Annotated in this window: 13 protein-coding genes; 2 read left to right on the top strand and 11 right to left on the bottom strand. The window is 49.9% G+C overall.

Annotated elements, in window-relative coordinates; genetic code table 11:
• The first annotated feature begins 15 nt into the window (after window positions 1-15).
• Window positions 16-645 carry a DUF2306 domain-containing protein gene (locus tag C3B52_RS20345; protein ID WP_103108238.1) on the top strand — a complete coding sequence of 210 codons (630 nt, stop codon included), beginning with the start codon at window positions 16-18 and terminating at the stop codon, window positions 643-645.
• A 66-nt stretch (window positions 646-711) separates the two neighbouring features.
• Here C3B52_RS20345 and hemL read toward each other — a convergent pair whose 3' ends face one another.
• The 6 genes from hemL to hemA form a co-directional block, all read right to left on the bottom strand.
• Window positions 712-1,995 (bottom strand): glutamate-1-semialdehyde 2,1-aminomutase, encoded by a 1,284-nt coding sequence (hemL, locus tag C3B52_RS20340; protein ID WP_103108237.1) that lies wholly within the window; start codon window positions 1,993-1,995, stop codon window positions 712-714.
• Window positions 1,996-1,998: 3 nt separating this feature from the next.
• Window positions 1,999-2,976, bottom strand: coding sequence for a porphobilinogen synthase (gene hemB, locus C3B52_RS20335; RefSeq protein ID WP_103108236.1), 978 nt, complete (start codon window positions 2,974-2,976; stop codon window positions 1,999-2,001).
• On the bottom strand, window positions 2,960-3,772 hold the full coding sequence (locus tag C3B52_RS20330; RefSeq protein ID WP_103108235.1) for a uroporphyrinogen-III synthase: 813 nt from the start codon (window positions 3,770-3,772) through the stop codon (window positions 2,960-2,962). The genes hemB and C3B52_RS20330 overlap by 17 nt, the downstream gene beginning before the upstream one ends.
• The gene (gene hemC / locus C3B52_RS20325) at window positions 3,769-4,698 is read right to left on the bottom strand and encodes a hydroxymethylbilane synthase (protein ID WP_103108234.1); all 930 of its coding nucleotides are present in this window, start codon (window positions 4,696-4,698) and stop codon (window positions 3,769-3,771) included. Before hemC ends, C3B52_RS20330 begins: the two co-directional genes overlap by 4 nt.
• A 21-nt stretch (window positions 4,699-4,719) precedes the next feature.
• Window positions 4,720-5,538 carry a cytochrome C assembly family protein gene (locus C3B52_RS20320; RefSeq protein ID WP_103108233.1) on the bottom strand — a complete coding sequence of 273 codons (819 nt, stop codon included), beginning with the start codon at window positions 5,536-5,538 and terminating at the stop codon, window positions 4,720-4,722.
• 61 nt (window positions 5,539-5,599) lie between these two features.
• Window positions 5,600-6,961: a glutamyl-tRNA reductase gene (gene hemA / locus C3B52_RS20315; protein WP_103108232.1), complete on the bottom strand. Its 1,362-nt coding sequence runs from the start codon at window positions 6,959-6,961 to the stop codon at window positions 5,600-5,602.
• A gap of 272 nt (window positions 6,962-7,233) precedes the next feature.
• On the opposite strand from hemA, the gene C3B52_RS20310 reads away from it, so the two are divergent.
• Complete coding sequence (locus tag C3B52_RS20310; protein ID WP_305765423.1) at window positions 7,234-8,169, top strand: DMT family transporter; 936 nt, start codon at window positions 7,234-7,236, stop codon at window positions 8,167-8,169.
• 53 nt (window positions 8,170-8,222) lie between these two features.
• On the opposite strand, the gene C3B52_RS20305 is transcribed toward C3B52_RS20310, so the two are convergent.
• From C3B52_RS20305 to clpX, 5 genes are all read right to left on the bottom strand, one after another.
• Complete coding sequence (locus tag C3B52_RS20305) at window positions 8,223-9,575, bottom strand: protein O-GlcNAcase (RefSeq protein ID WP_103108230.1); 1,353 nt, start codon at window positions 9,573-9,575, stop codon at window positions 8,223-8,225.
• 43 nt (window positions 9,576-9,618) lie between these two features.
• The gene (gene yihA, locus C3B52_RS20300; RefSeq protein WP_103108229.1) at window positions 9,619-10,272 is read right to left on the bottom strand and encodes a ribosome biogenesis GTP-binding protein YihA/YsxC; all 654 of its coding nucleotides are present in this window, start codon (window positions 10,270-10,272) and stop codon (window positions 9,619-9,621) included.
• Window positions 10,269-12,608 (bottom strand): endopeptidase La, encoded by a 2,340-nt coding sequence (lon, locus tag C3B52_RS20295; RefSeq protein ID WP_103108228.1) that lies wholly within the window; start codon window positions 12,606-12,608, stop codon window positions 10,269-10,271. The genes yihA and lon overlap by 4 nt, the downstream gene beginning before the upstream one ends.
• A gap of 271 nt (window positions 12,609-12,879) precedes the next feature.
• Complete coding sequence (lonB, locus tag C3B52_RS20290; RefSeq protein ID WP_103108227.1) at window positions 12,880-14,574, bottom strand: ATP-dependent protease LonB; 1,695 nt, start codon at window positions 14,572-14,574, stop codon at window positions 12,880-12,882.
• Window positions 14,575-14,774: 200 nt separating this feature from the next.
• Window positions 14,775-16,040, bottom strand: coding sequence for an ATP-dependent protease ATP-binding subunit ClpX (clpX, locus tag C3B52_RS20285; protein WP_049737871.1), 1,266 nt, complete (start codon window positions 16,038-16,040; stop codon window positions 14,775-14,777).
• Between the last annotated feature and the right edge of the window lie 10 nt (window positions 16,041-16,050).

The following is a 16,050-nucleotide window of genomic DNA, read 5'->3' as shown; positions in this document are numbered from 1 at the left end:
CAGAGGTGTCCGATCATGATAAAGCGGAAATCGTTTTACATCATTTTGACCTGTGTCACTGTGCTTTTTATCCTGTACGCATTGGTGAAAAATTTTATACTCGATCCCGGAGCGACGGAATTTTTAAGTCATAAAACAGGACTCAGGCGAGAGTTGAATCTCCCCGTCTGGTTAAATGTGATGTACGTTCATGTTGCATTTGCATGCATCGCAATGGCATCGGGTCTGCTCAACTTTTCCACTCGTATTTTTGAAAAAAACCGTACATTTCATCGCATAAACGGCTACCTATATATCGTGTCTGTACTTGTTGTCGTGACCACTTCCGGATATATGGCTCCTTACTCCACGGGAGGAAAAATTAGCAGTATGGGGTTCAATGCGCTCAATATTGTTTGGCTACTAATCACCATTACCGCGCTAGTTCAAATCAAAAGGAAACGAGTGAGCTCCCACCAAAACTGGATGATCCGAAGCTACGCCTTTTGTTTTACAAACATGTTTATTCATCTCATCACTGCTCTTTTTCATCTGGGATTCGGTCTCGTTTACGCTACCAGCTATACCATTGGCATTTACGGCTCTTTTTTACTTCTGCTTGTCATTCCTGACGTCATCATCAGAGCAATCTGTCATTCTAAATAGGCAGCATTTACAGCCGAATAAGCAAAAACACCTCCTGATCAAGTTCCAGGAGGTGTTCGTCTTCTATTACAGCTTTTTCATCGCGTTGTAGCTTGCTTCAATCGTCCGTTCGATGTCTTCCTCTGTGTGCGCCAAGGAAACAAACATGCCTTCAAACTGAGATGGCGGAATCATGATGCCCTCGTCCAGCAGGTGGCTGAAGTATGCGGAAAAGCGTTCTAAATCAGCCGTTTTTGCTGTTTCGTAGTTGATGACCGGTGTATCTGTGAAGAACAGGCAAACCATGGAGCCAATACGGTTCAAGGTGTGCGGGATTCCGAGCCTCTTAGCATTATCAGCTAAGCCTTCTCCGAGTCTTGCCGACAGCTTTTCCAGCTGCTCGTATGCGCCTGGCTTGCTGAGTTCTTGCAGCGTAGATAGGCCAGCAGCCATTGCCAGCGGATTTCCTGACAGTGTTCCTGCCTGATAGATCGGACCAGCCGGAGCGACTTGCTGCATGATTTCCCGTTTGCCGCCATATGCACCTACAGGCAAGCCACCGCCAATGACTTTACCCATCGTTGTCAAATCAGGTGTGATGCCAAACAACTGCTGCGCCCCGCCCAAAGCCACACGGAAGCCTGTCATGACCTCGTCAAAAATGAGCAATGTTCCGTACTGCTCAGTGATTGCACGCAAGCCTTCCAGGAAGCCTGGCTGTGGAGGCACAACCCCCATATTGCCGCCGATTGGCTCTACAATCACTGCGGCCAGATCGTCACCGTAGTTTTCAAAAGCGAGCTTTACGCTCTCCAAATCGTTGTATGGAACTGTAATTGTATTCAGTGCTGTTCCCTCTGGTACGCCAGGGCTATCTGGCAGACCCAGTGTCGCCACACCAGATCCAGCCTTGATCAGCAGGCTGTCCGCATGTCCGTGGTAGCAGCCTTCGAATTTCATAATCTTATTGCGCTTCGTGTAGCCACGTGCCAAGCGCAGTGCGCTCATCGTCGCTTCAGTTCCTGAGTTGACCATGCGTACCACTTCAACAGACGGCACGATCTCACAGACGAGCTTTGCCATTTCTGTTTCCCGGTAAGTAGGAGCACCAAAGCTGGTACCGAGTGCAGCTACTTCTGTGATGGCAGCCAGTACCTTTGGATGGGCATGACCGAGGATCAATGGACCCCAGGAGCCGATGTAATCGATGTAGCTGTTTCCGTCCACATCGAAAATGCGAGAGCCTTCCCCTTTGGAGATGTAAACCGGGTTGCCGCCTACACTTTTGAATGCACGAACCGGGCTGTTAACACCACCTGGTATGTACGTTTGTGCTTCTGCAAAATATTGAGTGGATTTTTCTCGATTCATCTTCTACTCACCTCGCAGCCATTTTGCAACATCTTTGGCATGATACGTAATGATTAAATCAGCACCAGCGCGCTTGAATCCAACCAATGTTTCCATCACAATGCGCTGTTCATCGATCCAGCCATTTTGTGCCGCTGCCTTGACCATGGAGTACTCTGCGCTAACATTGTACGCCACGATCGGCAGATGAAAGCTTTCACGCAGGCGTAGAACCATGTCCATGAAGGCAAGGCCTGGCTTCACGATCAAGAAGTCTGCGCCCTCTTTTACATCCGAAGCGGCTTCGCGCAGTCCTTCACGAGCATTAGCGGCATCCATTTGGTAGCTTTTGCGATCGCCAAACTGTGGAGTCGAGCACGCAGCTTCACGGAATGGACCGTAGAAGGAAGACGCGTATTTCACTGCATAGGACATAATCGGAATATGCTGATACCCTGCTTCATCCAGCGCTTCGCGAATCGCGATGACAAACCCGTCCATCATGTTGGAAGGAGCGATGATGTCCGCCCCTGCTTTCGCCTGGGAAACCGCGGTCATGCCGAGCAGCTTTAATGTTTCGTCATTGTTCACATCATGTCCATGCAGTACACCACAATGTCCATGATCCGTGTATTCACACAGACAAGTGTCAGCGATTACGACCATATCAGGGTAAGCTTCCTTAATCTGGCGAATCGCCTGCTGTGTAATCGCGTCGTCGTTGTAAGCTTCTGATCCGCAAGCATCCTTGTGATCCGGAATTCCAAACATCAGCACAGACTGGATGCCTGCCTCTGCGATTTCTTTCATCTCTTCAGCTAAACGGTCCAGAGAAAACTGATATACACCTGGCATCGAAGAAATTTCATTTTTGATGTCAGTTCCTTCTACAACGAACAATGGATAAATCAGATCTTCCATGCGAATATGATTTTCCCGAACGAGGTTGCGCATTGCCGCACTGGAACGTAGGCGGCGATGACGATCAAATGTTTGTGCCATGTGGATTCCCTCCCAGATTCTCTATCAAAGCGTCTAGTAAACCTTCTACGGTGTACTGGCTTGCAACCACCTGAACGATTAGTCCATGCTGTCGCGCAGTTTCTGCAGTTATCGGCCCGATGCAAGCAATCCGTACATGGTCCAGCCAGCCTGGAGTCTCGAACGGAGCCATGGCAGAAACAAAGTGATTCACCGTTGAAGAGCTGGTAAACAAAATAACATCGATCTTGCCCTGCTGAATTTGCGAAGCAGCTTCTGGAGCCAGCTCAGCGTCAATGACGGTATGATACACATCTACCTCCGTGACGTCCATCCCAAGCTCTGCAAGCTCTCTTGGCAGCATCTTGCGAGCAATATCTGCTCGCGGCAGAAGTACACGCTGCCCTGGAAGAAGCTGATCATGCAGACTGGTGAAGAGCCCTTCGGCTACGTAATCAGATGGAATGACAGCTACGCTCAGTCCATGTGCCATCAATACCTCCGCTGTCTTTGGCCCCACTGCAGCAAGCTGACTTGTGATTGCTTCGACACCAACACCCAATGCCTTCATTCGCTCGAAAAAGAAGCGCACTCCATTCACACTGGTGAAAATCAGCCAGTCGTAAGTGCCAAGCTGCGCGATTGCTTCATCCAGCTTGCTGTGATCGGCAGGCGGCACCATTTTTAAAAGGGGAAAGGCATACGCCTCTCCGCCCAAATTCTCGATTTCCTCTACCAGCTCCCGCACCTGGCTTTTCGCTCGCGTCACCATAATGCGCTTGCCGGATAATGCCCCGCGGGACCCAGTGATTGTCATTGCTGATTCTCCCGCAGCACCTGCTCCAGAACTTCCCCTGCACCTTGTGCGAGCAGTGCTTCGGCTACCTGTATACCAAGTGCAAGCGGATCGTAGCCAGTAGCTGTATTTTTAAACATCTGCTTGCCATCAGGCGAACCAACCATGCCTGTCAATGTAATCAGATTGTCTTCTGCTACTGTGGCATAGGCGCCAATCGGTACCTGACAGCCCCCTTGGAGCTTGTGCAGGAAGCTGCGTTCTGCTGTTACCGCTCTGCGGGTTGGCTCATGATCAAGGCGCTTCAAAAGAGCAAGTGTCTCTTCATCATCTGAGCGACATTCGATCGCGAGCGCACCTTGACCTACAGCAGGCAAGCTGATCTCTACCGGCAAAAATTGTGAGATCTTTCCTTCGAAATTCACACGCTCAAGTCCAGCTGCAGCCAGGATGATGGCATCGAAATTGCCTTCTTGCAGTTTACGCATGCGTGTATCGATATTTCCTCGAAGAGATTCGATTTGAATGTCCGGGCGGTGCGCCAAAATCTGTGCGGAGCGGCGCAGGCTGCTTGTGCCCACGAGTGCTCCCTCTGGCAATTCATCCAGCGTTTTGCCGTCCTTGGACAGCAGTACATCACGTGGGTCCACACGCTTCGGAATTGCCCCGATGACCAAGCCCTCCGGCAGCTCTGATGGCATGTCCTTACAGCTGTGAACGGCAAAATCTGTCTCCTTGTCAAAAAGGGATTGCTCGATTTCTTTTACGAACAGCCCTTTTCCGCCTACCTTGGACAGCGTTACATCCAGAATGCGGTCTCCTTTTGTCACGATTTCATGCAATTCAAAATTAGCTTCAGGCGTAATGCCTTTCAATTGATCGACGACCCAATTTGTCTGGGTAAGCGCCAGATTGCTGCGGCGCGTTCCTACTTTCCAGTTTCCCATGACAGCCTCCTCAAACAGCGGTTACCACCAGCTGTGAAATGTATAAGTATTTGCGCCCAAAAAGTTAATGAGCAGAAGCAAAAACGCCAGTAGGTTCCATTGTGCCAGCCTGCGCCTTTGCATCGTATCGCGGTACCTTTGATACAGCCACAAGGAATAGCTGGCGAGCACTGTGACCGAAAGAACGACTTTGGTATCGAGCAGGAATTTTTCGGGCAACACCATTTTTCCCCAAATAATCCCCAAGACGATAGAGAGCAGCAGCATCGGCACCCCTAGCATGTTCATCCGATACGCGTAGCCTTCTAGCTGATCGAGACTCGGTAATCGGCGCAAAAGCGGCGACCAGCGGCGTTCCTTCAGCATCTTATGCTGCAGCAGATACATCGACGAAAAAATCATCGAGAGCGAAAACGCCCCATAGCTGAACATCGCGAGCGTCACGTGCGTCAAAAGCAGTTCAGAGGTCAATACACTGGATACGGCTACAATCGGTGTCTCTGGCATAAACATGGACATAACCAGGACGACAAACCCGATAATATTTGTAAAAAAAACCAGCAAATCAATTCGAAAAAAATAGTGAATAGCGAGCGAAAGGCTCACTAGCACCCAGGAATAAAAAAAGAGCGTCTCAAAAAGCGTAATGACAGGAAAATAGGCTTTCATGACAGTTTGTGAGACGAAAAAAGTGGTTTGCAAGGCCCAAACGACAACAAGCAACCCGAAAGCCAGACGATTGACTTTCTGGTTGCTCTGCAAGAAGTCGTTAAAATAGAAGAGAACACTTGCAGCGTAGAGAAAGATCGTCAGGTCGTAGATCCATCTCACCTCGGCCATGCATTCTCCCCTCTTTCTCTATCGATATCTATTCGTCGCAAATATGAATGATATGAATGGCTTACTCTCTGATTCTTGATACAAGTGCTTGCTCACGTGTGGACAGCTGTTTTTTTTTGTCGTCTGCCCAGATCGCTTCCTGCTCTGTGCGTTCCAGAATTTCTTCCAGCGCAAACATTTTGGAGAAAATGTCGAGTACCTCTTCCCCATGCTTGGCTGCCGCCATTTCTTTCAGACGAACGACAGGATCATGCATCAGTTGATTCACAATTCCTTTGGTTGTCTTCCGGATAATATGGATTTCTCTTTCAGACAGATTTGGCAGCTTGTTTTCGATCTTCCGCATGGCCTCCCCTTGAATGGTCAGCGCTTTTTCACGCAAGGCAGCGATCAATGGCGCTACTCCCAATGTTTGGTACCATGTCGTGAAAGCTACGATCTCTTCTGCAATCATAGCGTCCAGTCTCTCTGCTTCACGCGAACGCTCTGCAACGTTGCTGGCAACGATCCCTTCCAGATCGTCGATGTCGTACAAAAAGACGTTGTCGAGATCGTGCAGATCAGGATTCAAGTCACGCGGCACAGCAATATCTACCATGAACAACGGGCGATGCTTCCGCTGCTTCATGATCGGGGCCAGCTCTTTTTTGCCCAGGACATAGCCGTTTGCCCCAGTGGAGCTGATGACGATGTCTGCCACGAGCAGCGCCTCAGGCAGCTGCTCCATCGTACAGGAGTCTCCTTTGAACTTTTCAGCCAGCAGCTGTGCACGCTCTAAAGTACGGTTTGCTACCACCACATGCTCCGAGCCATTAGCATGCAGATGCTTTGCTGTCAGCTCGCTCATTTTGCCCGCGCCAACGATCAATACAGACTTGCCTGCGAAAGAGCCAAAAATCTTTTTCCCCAGCTCAACTGCCGCATAGCTGACGGAAACGGCGTTTTGTCCGATTGCTGTTTCGGTATGCGCCCGTTTGGCAAATGTAATAGCCTGTTTGAACAGCATATTGAACACGGTACCTGTCGTCTTGTGCTCTTGTGCCAGCAGAAACGCATCCCGCACTTGTCCCAAAATCTGCGTCTCTCCCATGACCATCGAATCCAGCCCAGACGAAACACGGAATAAGTGATCAATCGCCTGTTCGTTTTCTTTTATATAGAGATGATCCTTAAATTGCTCTTTCTCCACACCGAACCACTCTGCCAAAAAGCGGCGAGTATAGTCGCGACCGATGTTTGCCTGGTCGCAAACGACATAGATTTCTGTGCGGTTGCACGTTCCAAGAATGATACATTCCGCAATGCTCTTCGTCTGGGAGAGAAGATGAAGAGCGCGGGAGGTCCCGTCATCGCTGAATGTAAACTTTTCGCGAATTTCGACAGGCGCCGTTTTGTAGTTAAGGCCCAACAAAAGAATATCCATAATGTCCTCCCAGATTGTCTTTCCTGCTATGGCAATATGTAAAATGCACTATCATTATAACATTATGTCCAGAATCAGCCACGAGTAATTGTGAAAAGTTTATTAACGCAAGTGTAATTTGCCAAAAACAGGCACCCTATTTCCTGTCGAATCAGAAAGGTCGATGGCACTGTAAATCATCTTGCCATCCCCCAGCGAATACCGTATCATGCAGACTAGACAAAGAAACTATGTAAAAGATTCGGAAAACGTCGGGAGGAGAGCGGAAAGAATTGAGAAAACCATGGATGGCAGATATCACTCTGCTTCTAATCGCTTTTATTTGGGGGTCGACGTTTCTCATTGTTCAGCAAGCAATCGTTTCGTTGCCCCCTAATACGTTTAATGCAGTACGCTTCACCGTTGCGGCCTTGTTTCTATTACTTATCCTAGCGATCAAATCCCCTAAGCAGCTCATGGAGTGGCGCCGTCCTCTGCTCAAAGCAGGGATTATACTCGGCTTTTGGCTCTGTCTCGGATATGCGCTGCAAACAGTCGGACTGCTGTACACAACACCATCGAAAGCTGGCTTCATCACCGGCCTGTCTGTTGTTCTGGTTCCGTTATTCTCCTTTATGCTGATGCGCGAGCGTGTCAAGCCAGTAGCTGTGATCGGCGTCATTCTGGCTGCTGCCGGACTGTACCTGCTGACACAAAACCAGGAGTTTTCATTTAATCTGGGTGATATTCTCGTTTTTGGCTGTGCGATCTGTTTTGCGATGCAAATTGTGTTTACGGGCAAATACGCCCCAAGCTTTTCTGCACTGCCACTCGCCATAGTACAGCTTGGCACAGTAGCTATTATGAGCTGGATCTACGCCTTTTTCTTTGAAGATTGGAGCCGTGCTTTTGACCCCGCCATCATCTTCCTGCCGGAGGTAGCCACAGGGCTGGTCGTGACGTCTATTTTTGCAACAGCGCTCGCTTTTCTGGCTCAGACTGCTCTGCAAAAGCAAACCAGCTCTACCCGCGTCGCTCTTATTTTCGCTTTAGAGCCTGTGTTTGCTGCACTGACTTCATACGTGTTCATACATGAGGTATTAAACGGCAGACAGCTAACGGGCTGCCTGATGATTTTCACGGGAATGATTTTGGCAGAGCTACCTATTAAGGAATGGCTCGAAACCGCCCGCAAGCGAAGGGCAGACGGCGGCAGCAAATCCGCGTGAAAAAAGGTTCCTACTCCCTGAACGGGGTTAGGAACCTTTTTCATATCCATTTTTTACGTCGGCTTCTTAACTTCCTGCATGACGGCATCCACAAACAGCTTCATGACCTGACCGCACACTTTTTCTGGCAGACGCTCCGTCCGCTTGAGCCACTGCTTTAATTTAAGCAAATGAAAGGCCGCCTGCGGAATTCGACCACTTGTTCCGTTCTCAATCAGAGCCACGGCCGATTGGCCTACCTTTGCCCAGTGCCGATACTTCTCAATCCACGACCGCGCTTCCTGCGCCAGCTTTTGATTCGTCATGCCGCCTAATAGCTGGTGCGCATTTTGCTCCATCTCATGGAACAAACGTGTAAGCTCCTGGACAGCCTTTTGACGATCTCCCTGAAGGAATTGAAAGCGGAATGTCAGAAACGCTTCGAGCAGGCGCGGCGACTCCATCTCACATAAAAACGAGCCCTGGACATTATCGGCGAACGATAAAAACGCCTCCGCATCCTCTTTGCCTACGATGTCCTTCACCGCAAGCTCCCAGGCAGCTTCTGGATCATATCCTAGCGGATCACGCAAATACGCTGCTGTCGTAATCAAAGGAATCTTCGAGCACTCTGGTCTGGACATCGCATTCGCCACATAGCCTGCGGAATGATTCCACAAGTCCGGATCGCGATGCCTCAGTGGTCCGATATGAAGTTCATTTGCCATCGCCAAATCGTTAACAGGATAGTTATCCCAGTAAAGAGGCTTATGGCCTGTAAACTCCTGAAAGCGAATCGCGTCACCATCAGTCAAATACGGCGAGCAAACAAAGCGCCCTGTCCAAAAAAGGTCAATTTCTTGGGGCAAATGGCGCCCCAGATACATCACATAAGGCTCCTTGCCGATACCGTTGTACTGCGTCGGACAAACGACCAGCTTGACCTGCTCAGGCCAGCTGCACATTCGCTCCCATACACGCAAGGTAACCTGCACATGAGCATCAGCGAGATGATCAAAGCGGTCAATATCAGCATCGTGCAACAGGTGCATCGGGATGTCATCAAAGAACAAGCCAAATTGCCGTACGCCACGCTGATACATTTCCGAGTATTTCTTTATCAGCTGCTCCAAATGCTCTGAGCTGCTGTACTCCATGCTGAGGCCGGGACTCAGGCAATATACAAAATGCATGCTGCCTTTGTTTGCGCTTGCGATCAGCTCTTCGATTTGCACGAGCGCTGACCCCGGGTGTGGCTTCATCCATCTCTCTCGCAGGTACAAATCGTCCTTTGGCGAGTAAAAATACGCGTTGTAACCATAGCGTTGCAAAAAGTCGATCATGTCCAGCCGCTCCGCATGCGTCCAGGGCGTTCCGTAGAAGCCTTCAATCACACCGCGAACGGCAAAGCCCGCCAGCTCGCTCACGAAAGCTGCCTCCCCTTCTCCCCTCCGGTTTGGGGTCAGACTGCTAGGATGGTTCCGTAGTTTTGACGCTAGCCTGCTCAGTTGAAGCTGCTTCTTTCCTGACTTCGTCTCCAGCACGCAAGCGTCGCATGATTTCTCCCCACAGCTCATCCTTGCCTTGTCCTGTCTCCGAGGAAAAGATGATGATCGTATCATCACCGCGAAGCCTCAGGCTTTGACGGATGACTTTGGTATGCTGCAGCCAGCGGCCGCGCGCAATCTTATCTCCTTTGGTAGCAACAACGACGGTCGGAATACCGATCTGCTTGCACCAATCGTACATGGCAATATCGTCCTTGCTTGGAGCGTGGCGAATATCCACGAGCTGGATGACAAATCGCAATTCCTCACGATTTTTCAAATAGCCCTCGATCATTTTGCCCCATTGCTCTTTGATCGTTTTAGCGACCTTGGCATAGCCGTAACCGGGAAAGTCTACAAAATAGAGCATCTGGTTTACACGGAAATAGTTAAGGGTCTGTGTCTTTCCAGGGCGTGAGCTGATCCGTGCCAAGCCCTTGCGATTCATCATTTTGTTCAGCAAGGAAGATTTACCGACGTTGGAACGGCCTACCAACGCGATCTCATGCAGGCCATCCTCCGGGTATTGTTTAGGTCCTACAGCACTGATAACAAACTCTGAAGAGGTTACTTTCATGATTTGTCACCTGCTGGCTGTTTCGTTAATGCAATGCGCAGCACTTCGTCCAAATGCTCTACTGGGTGGAACGTCAGTTCATTGCGGACGCTCTCCGGAATATCCTCAATGTCCTTCTCGTTGTCTTTCGGCAAGATGATGGTCGTGAGGCCCGCGCGATGAGCGGACATGCATTTTTCTTTCAGTCCTCCGATTGGCAGCACGCGACCACGCAGAGTGATCTCGCCTGTCATCCCCACTTCCTTTTTAACGGGAATTTGGGTGAGCGCAGATACGAGAGCGGTAGCCATAGTGATCCCAGCAGATGGACCGTCTTTTGGAATCGCGCCTTCTGGGAAGTGAATGTGAATATCATTTTTCTCGTGGAAGGATGGGTCAATTCCCCATTGATCCGCACGTGAGCGAATATAGCTAAAGGCAGCCTGGGCAGATTCCTTCATGACGTCACCCAGCTTACCAGTCAAGGTCAGCTTGCCTTTTCCTGGCAAAATGCTGACTTCGACATTCAGCGTATCGCCACCAGCCTGAGTCCATGCAAGACCAGTAACAGAGCCGATCTGGTCGCTTTTCTCAGCCAATCCGTAGCGGAAGCGAGGCTTGCCGAGCAATGCTTCCAATGTGTTAGCTGTAACCACTACCCGTTTTTTCTCACCGCCCACAATCAGCTTCGCTGCTTTGCGGCATACGTTGGCTGCTTCGCGGTTGAGATTGCGCACCCCTGCTTCGCGTGTGTAAAGACGCACCAGCTTGAGCATCGCATCCTCGTTCATTTGCAGCTTATCTTTACCCAGGCCATGATCCTCCATTTGCTTAGGCAAAAGATATCCGCGCAAAATGTTCAGCTTCTCCAGCTCGGTGTAGCCAGAGATCGAGATGACCTCCATACGGTCCAATAGTGGGCGTGGAATCGTATCAAGGCTGTTCGCTGTCGTGATGAACATCACGTTTGTCAGGTCATACGTTTCTTCTATATAGTGATCACTGAACTTGTCGTTCTGGTTAGGGTCGAGCACTTCCAGCAATGCAGACGCCGGGTCGCCGCGGAAGTCCGAAGCCAGCTTGTCAATTTCGTCTAGCAAGAAAACAGGGTTAATCGTTCCTGCCTGCTTCATGCCCTGGATAATACGCCCTGGCAATGCGCCCACATACGTACGGCGATGACCGCGAATTTCTGCTTCGTCCCGCACCCCGCCAAGGGAAATGCGTACAAATTCGCGCTCCAGCGCCCGTGCAACGGAGCGAGCGAGAGATGTCTTACCCACACCTGGAGGGCCTACCAGACAAAGAATTGGACCACGCATGGCGTTTACGAGCTTTTGCACAGCCAAATACTCGAGCACACGCTCTTTTGGTTTTTCCAAGCCGTAGTGATCCTCATCGAGAACCTTTTTCGCATTGTGAATATCGAGGTTATCCACTGTTGTACGCGTCCAAGGGAGTGCGAGCAAGGTATCAATATAGGTACGAATGACCGAGCCTTCCGCAGAGGTCGCCGGCATTTTTTCCAGGCGCTCCAGCTCTTTCTCGATCTTGGTTTTGATGCGCTCGGGAGCATCGGAGTTCTCCAGCTGTGATCGGAGCTCATCTACCTCGCCCTGGCGACCGTCTTTGTCACCCAGCTCTTTTTGGATCGCTTTCATTTGTTCACGCAAGTAATATTCTTTTTGCGTCCGTTCCATCTGCTTTTTGACACGGTTGCCGATCTTGCGCTCCAGCTCCAACACTTCGCGCTCGTTGTTCAAAATGGTTAGGAGGATTTCAAGACGCTCCTGAATGTTGGTCGTCTCCAAAATCTCCTGTTTGTCCTTCATTTTTAGCGGAAGGTGGGAGGCAATGACATCTGCCAAACGTCCTGGTTCCTCGATGTCCGTCACAGAGGTCAGTGTCTCTGGGGAAACCTTTTTCGACAGCTTGATGTATTGCTCGAAGTGGTTTAAGAGCGACCGCATCAACGCTTCTACTTCGTTTTCCTCGGCCTTTTCCTCTTGCAGATATGTAATGGATACGACGAAGTAATCATCTTGTTGCAGATACTCATCGATCTTCGCCCGTTGCAAGCCCTCAACCAATACACGAATCGTGCCGTTTGGCAGCTTCAGCATTTGTTTGACACGCGCAACGGTACCGATGCTGTAGATTTGCTCAGCATCAGGTTCTTCTATGTGGACCTCTTCCTGCGTAGCAAGTAAGATCTTGTTATCGTCTACCATTGCCTGCTCCAATGCGCGGATGGACTTTTCCCGTCCAACGTCCAAATGGAGTACCATGGTCGGATACACAAGCAATCCTCGCAACGGGAGAAGGGGTAGTTCTCTTTTACCGGAACGTTCGCCCAAGCGGATGCACCTCTCCTTGTTGATCTATCCCTCTTACCAAGAGCCTTGTTAACAGACAAAAACGGCTTTTGAAGCCGTTTTTAAGTCCAGCCGGCAGAATTGAAAACACCCCAAAAAGTGAAGGTTCATGAGTCATTCCTGCCCATTCCAAGCACTTTTTGGGGACCCATTTCAATAGCCGGACGGGCCTTAAGGCTCTTTGCAAGCAGAAGCTTTTTTCCATTGTAGCGCAAACACAATCCGATGTCTAATCCACGGGCGCTCTGGACTGTTACAGGGACATAGGCGAGGAAGCCAAATCATCTGCAGGCAGCTGGAGCGTGAAGCCTGGCTCTTCGGTTTCAGTTTGAGACCCTTCTTGTATCGCGAGCTCAATGACCTGCGAGACAGTTGTAACTGGAATGATCTCGATCCCCTGGATATCGTTAAAAATGCTCTGCCAGTTTTCCTCCGGGATTAACACACGCGTCGCTCCCGCTTGTCTGGCTGCCTCTACTTTTGCTACGACTCCACCCACTGGTTTTACTTTCCCGTGAATACTGACTTCTCCCGTCATCGCGAGGAGATTGTCAACCGGCTTTTCTTTTATCGCTGAGTAAATCGCTGTGGCAATGGTAATACCCGCAGAAGGACCGTCTACCGGAATTCCCCCTGGAAAGTTAATGTGAAGATCGTAATCGCACGGACGAACTCCCATCCGCTGCAAAACGGTGATCACATTTTCGATAGAGCCTTTGGCCATCGACTTGCGGCGAATCGTCCGGCTGCGGCTACCCATTTCTTCTTCCTCAGCCATCCCCGTCATGGCAATACGCCCTTGGCCTGGAAGCTCTGCAAGTGAGGCTGTTACCTCCAGCTCCATGACGCTGCCCATATTTGGCCCATATACCGCCAGTCCGTTAACCAGCCCGACTTGTGGAGTATCGTGTACATGCTTTTCGGGTCGAGGTGATTTTTGACTACTGTGCATGACCCATTCCACGTCAGAGGCATGAATCTCCTTACGCTGTTCGGTCAGGGCAATCCCCGCTGCAATTTGAAGTGTATTTATCGCTTCCCGGCCATTGGTGGCATAACGCTCGATGACTGAAACAGCGTCATCGTCGATCGTCATTTGCATTTTCGGTACCGCAGTGCGAACAATGCTTCCAATCTCACCCGCTTTTAACGGACGGAAAAAGATTTCCAGACATCGCGATCGGAGTGCAGCAGGCAATTCATCCGGCAGCCTAGTCGTAGCTCCCACCAATCTGAAATCCGCTGGCAAGCCGTACTTGAAGACATCGTGAATATGCGAAGGAATCTGGTTGTTTTCCTCGCTGTAATAAGCGCTTTCCAGCATCACTTTCCGATCTTCCAGCACTTTGAGCAGCTTATTCATTTGAACTGGGTGCAGCTCACCAATCTCATCTAGGAAGAGCATTCCCCCATGGGCTTTGGTGACCGCTCCTGGCTTGGGCTGTGGAATTCCTGCTTGTCCGAGCGAGCCTGCGCCTTGGTAAATCGGATCATGGACAGATCCTATCAGCGGGTCCGCAATTCCTCGCTCGTCAAAACGTGCAATCGTAGCGTCAATCTCAATGAACTTGGCATCTGATGAAAAAGGAGAAAGCTGATTCTTTTTCGCTTCTTCCAGTACTACCCTCGCTGCTGCGGTTTTTCCCACACCTGGAGGGCCATAGATGATGACATGCTGTGGATTTGGTCCACACAAGGCTGCGCGCAAGGCACGAAGCCCATCCTCTTGTCCTACGATTTCTTCCAATGTACTCGGTCTTGTTTTTTCAGAAAGCGGCTCTGTCAAAGCAATCATTCTCATTTTTCGGATGGTGTCGAGGTCCTTGCGCGATTCTTTTTCCGTTGAGGTCTTGTTGTTTCTTTGCGCTCGCAGTAAGTTCCAGAAGTAGGTGCCAATAATGATTCCAACCACTACTTCTATAACTGCAATGACCAATGTATAGTTCATGTGAATCCCTCCCATTGCGGCTGGATGCTTTTTACCGATATGTAAAAGCGTCTCTTGAACGATATCAAGTAGTATTGCCCCGCAAACGAAGTCATAAACCATAAACCAGTACCGGCACAGGAGTTACCAAATCATTCAACCAGAATAAGAAAAAACCACCCCGCAATGTACGGGATGGCTCGTGTGTATAGAATCGTTGATTAAGCAGTTTCGCCGCGCATCTCTCTGCCGTCTTTGGTGGTAAGCTGCGGCTTCACTTTGTCGCGTACGGTTTCTTCCGTAATCACGCACTTGGTGACATCCTCGCGGGATGGCAGCTCATACATCATATCCAGCATGATTTGCTCGATAATCGCACGCAGTCCGCGCGCACCGGTGTTTCGCTTGATGGCTTCTTTCGCGATTTGCAAGAGAGCACCAGCATCAAACTCCAGCTCTACTCCATCGAGGCTCAGCAGCTTTTGATACTGTTTGACCAAGGAGTTTTTCGGTTCAGTCAGGATGCGGATGAGTGTTTCTTCATCCAATGGCTCCAGCGTCGCAAGGACTGGCAAACGTCCCACAAACTCTGGAATCAGACCGAACTTCAGCAGGTCTTCCGGCAATACATACTTCAAGTATTCGCCAGCTTTCAGATCTGCTTTGACGCCATCGCCGAAGTCTGCACCAAAGCCGATGACTTTTTTGCCCAGACGACGCTTGATGATTTGCTCTACGCCGTCAAACGCACCGCCACAAATGAACAAAATGTTGGAGGTATCGATCTGGATAAACTCCTGATGTGGATGCTTGCGTCCGCCTTGTGGTGGAACACTCGCTACCGTACCTTCCAAGATTTTGAGCAAAGCTTGCTGTACGCCTTCACCAGAAACATCACGAGTGATGGATGGATTTTCAGACTTACGTGCTACTTTGTCAATCTCATCGATGTAGATAATGCCTTTTTCCGCTTTTTCTACATCGTAATCAGCCGCTTGAATCAGCTTGAGCAAGATGTTTTCCACATCTTCACCAACGTAACCCGCCTCAGTCAAAGAGGTTGCATCCGCGATTGCGAATGGTACGTTCAGGATACGCGCCAATGTTTGTGCAAGCAACGTTTTACCGCTACCAGTCGGACCGATCAGCATGATGTTGGATTTTTGCAGCTCTACATCCTCGATCTTAGCTCCGGAGTTAATCCGTTTGTAGTGGTTGTATACCGCAACCGAGAGAGATTTTTTCGCCATGTCCTGTCCGATGACATAATCGTCGAGGATTTTGCGAATATCTACCGGTTTTGGGATTTCCTTCATATCAATTTCTTCTTCAGTGCCCAGCTCTTCCTGTACAATTTCGTTGCACAGTTCGATACACTCGTCACAAATGTATACACCAGGACCAGCTACCAGCTTGCGCACCTGTTCCTGGGACTTGCCGCAGAAGGAACACTTCAGTTGGCCTTTGTCGTCGTTAAACTTAAACATGCGCTTCACC

The sequence above is a fragment of the Brevibacillus reuszeri genome (genome assembly GCF_002897295.1).
Classification (GTDB): domain Bacteria; phylum Bacillota; class Bacilli; order Brevibacillales; family Brevibacillaceae; genus Brevibacillus; species Brevibacillus reuszeri_A.
This window is presented reverse-complemented; position numbering and strand designations above follow the sequence as displayed.

Bases quoted from the DNA above. Each gene is read 5' to 3' on its own strand.
- hemC (WP_103108234.1), bottom strand. From the start codon at position 4,698: ATGGGAAACTGGAAAGTAGGAACGCGCCGCAGCAATCTGGCGCTTACC.
- C3B52_RS20330 (WP_103108235.1), bottom strand. From the start codon at position 3,772: ATGACAATCACTGGGTCCCGCGGGGCATTATCCGGCAAGCGCATTATG.
- clpX (WP_049737871.1), bottom strand. From the start codon at position 16,040: ATGTTTAAGTTTAACGACGACAAAGGCCAACTGAAGTGTTCCTTCTGC.
- hemB (WP_103108236.1), bottom strand. From the start codon at position 2,976: ATGGCACAAACATTTGATCGTCATCGCCGCCTACGTTCCAGTGCGGCA.
- lonB (WP_103108227.1), bottom strand. From the start codon at position 14,574: ATGAACTATACATTGGTCATTGCAGTTATAGAAGTAGTGGTTGGAATC.
- hemA (WP_103108232.1), bottom strand. From the start codon at position 6,961: ATGGATATTCTTTTGTTGGGCCTTAACTACAAAACGGCGCCTGTCGAA.
- yihA (WP_103108229.1), bottom strand. From the start codon at position 10,272: ATGAAAGTAACCTCTTCAGAGTTTGTTATCAGTGCTGTAGGACCTAAA.
- C3B52_RS20345 (WP_103108238.1), top strand. From the start codon at position 16: ATGATAAAGCGGAAATCGTTTTACATCATTTTGACCTGTGTCACTGTG.
- C3B52_RS20320 (WP_103108233.1), bottom strand. From the start codon at position 5,538: ATGGCCGAGGTGAGATGGATCTACGACCTGACGATCTTTCTCTACGCT.
- hemL (WP_103108237.1), bottom strand. From the start codon at position 1,995: ATGAATCGAGAAAAATCCACTCAATATTTTGCAGAAGCACAAACGTAC.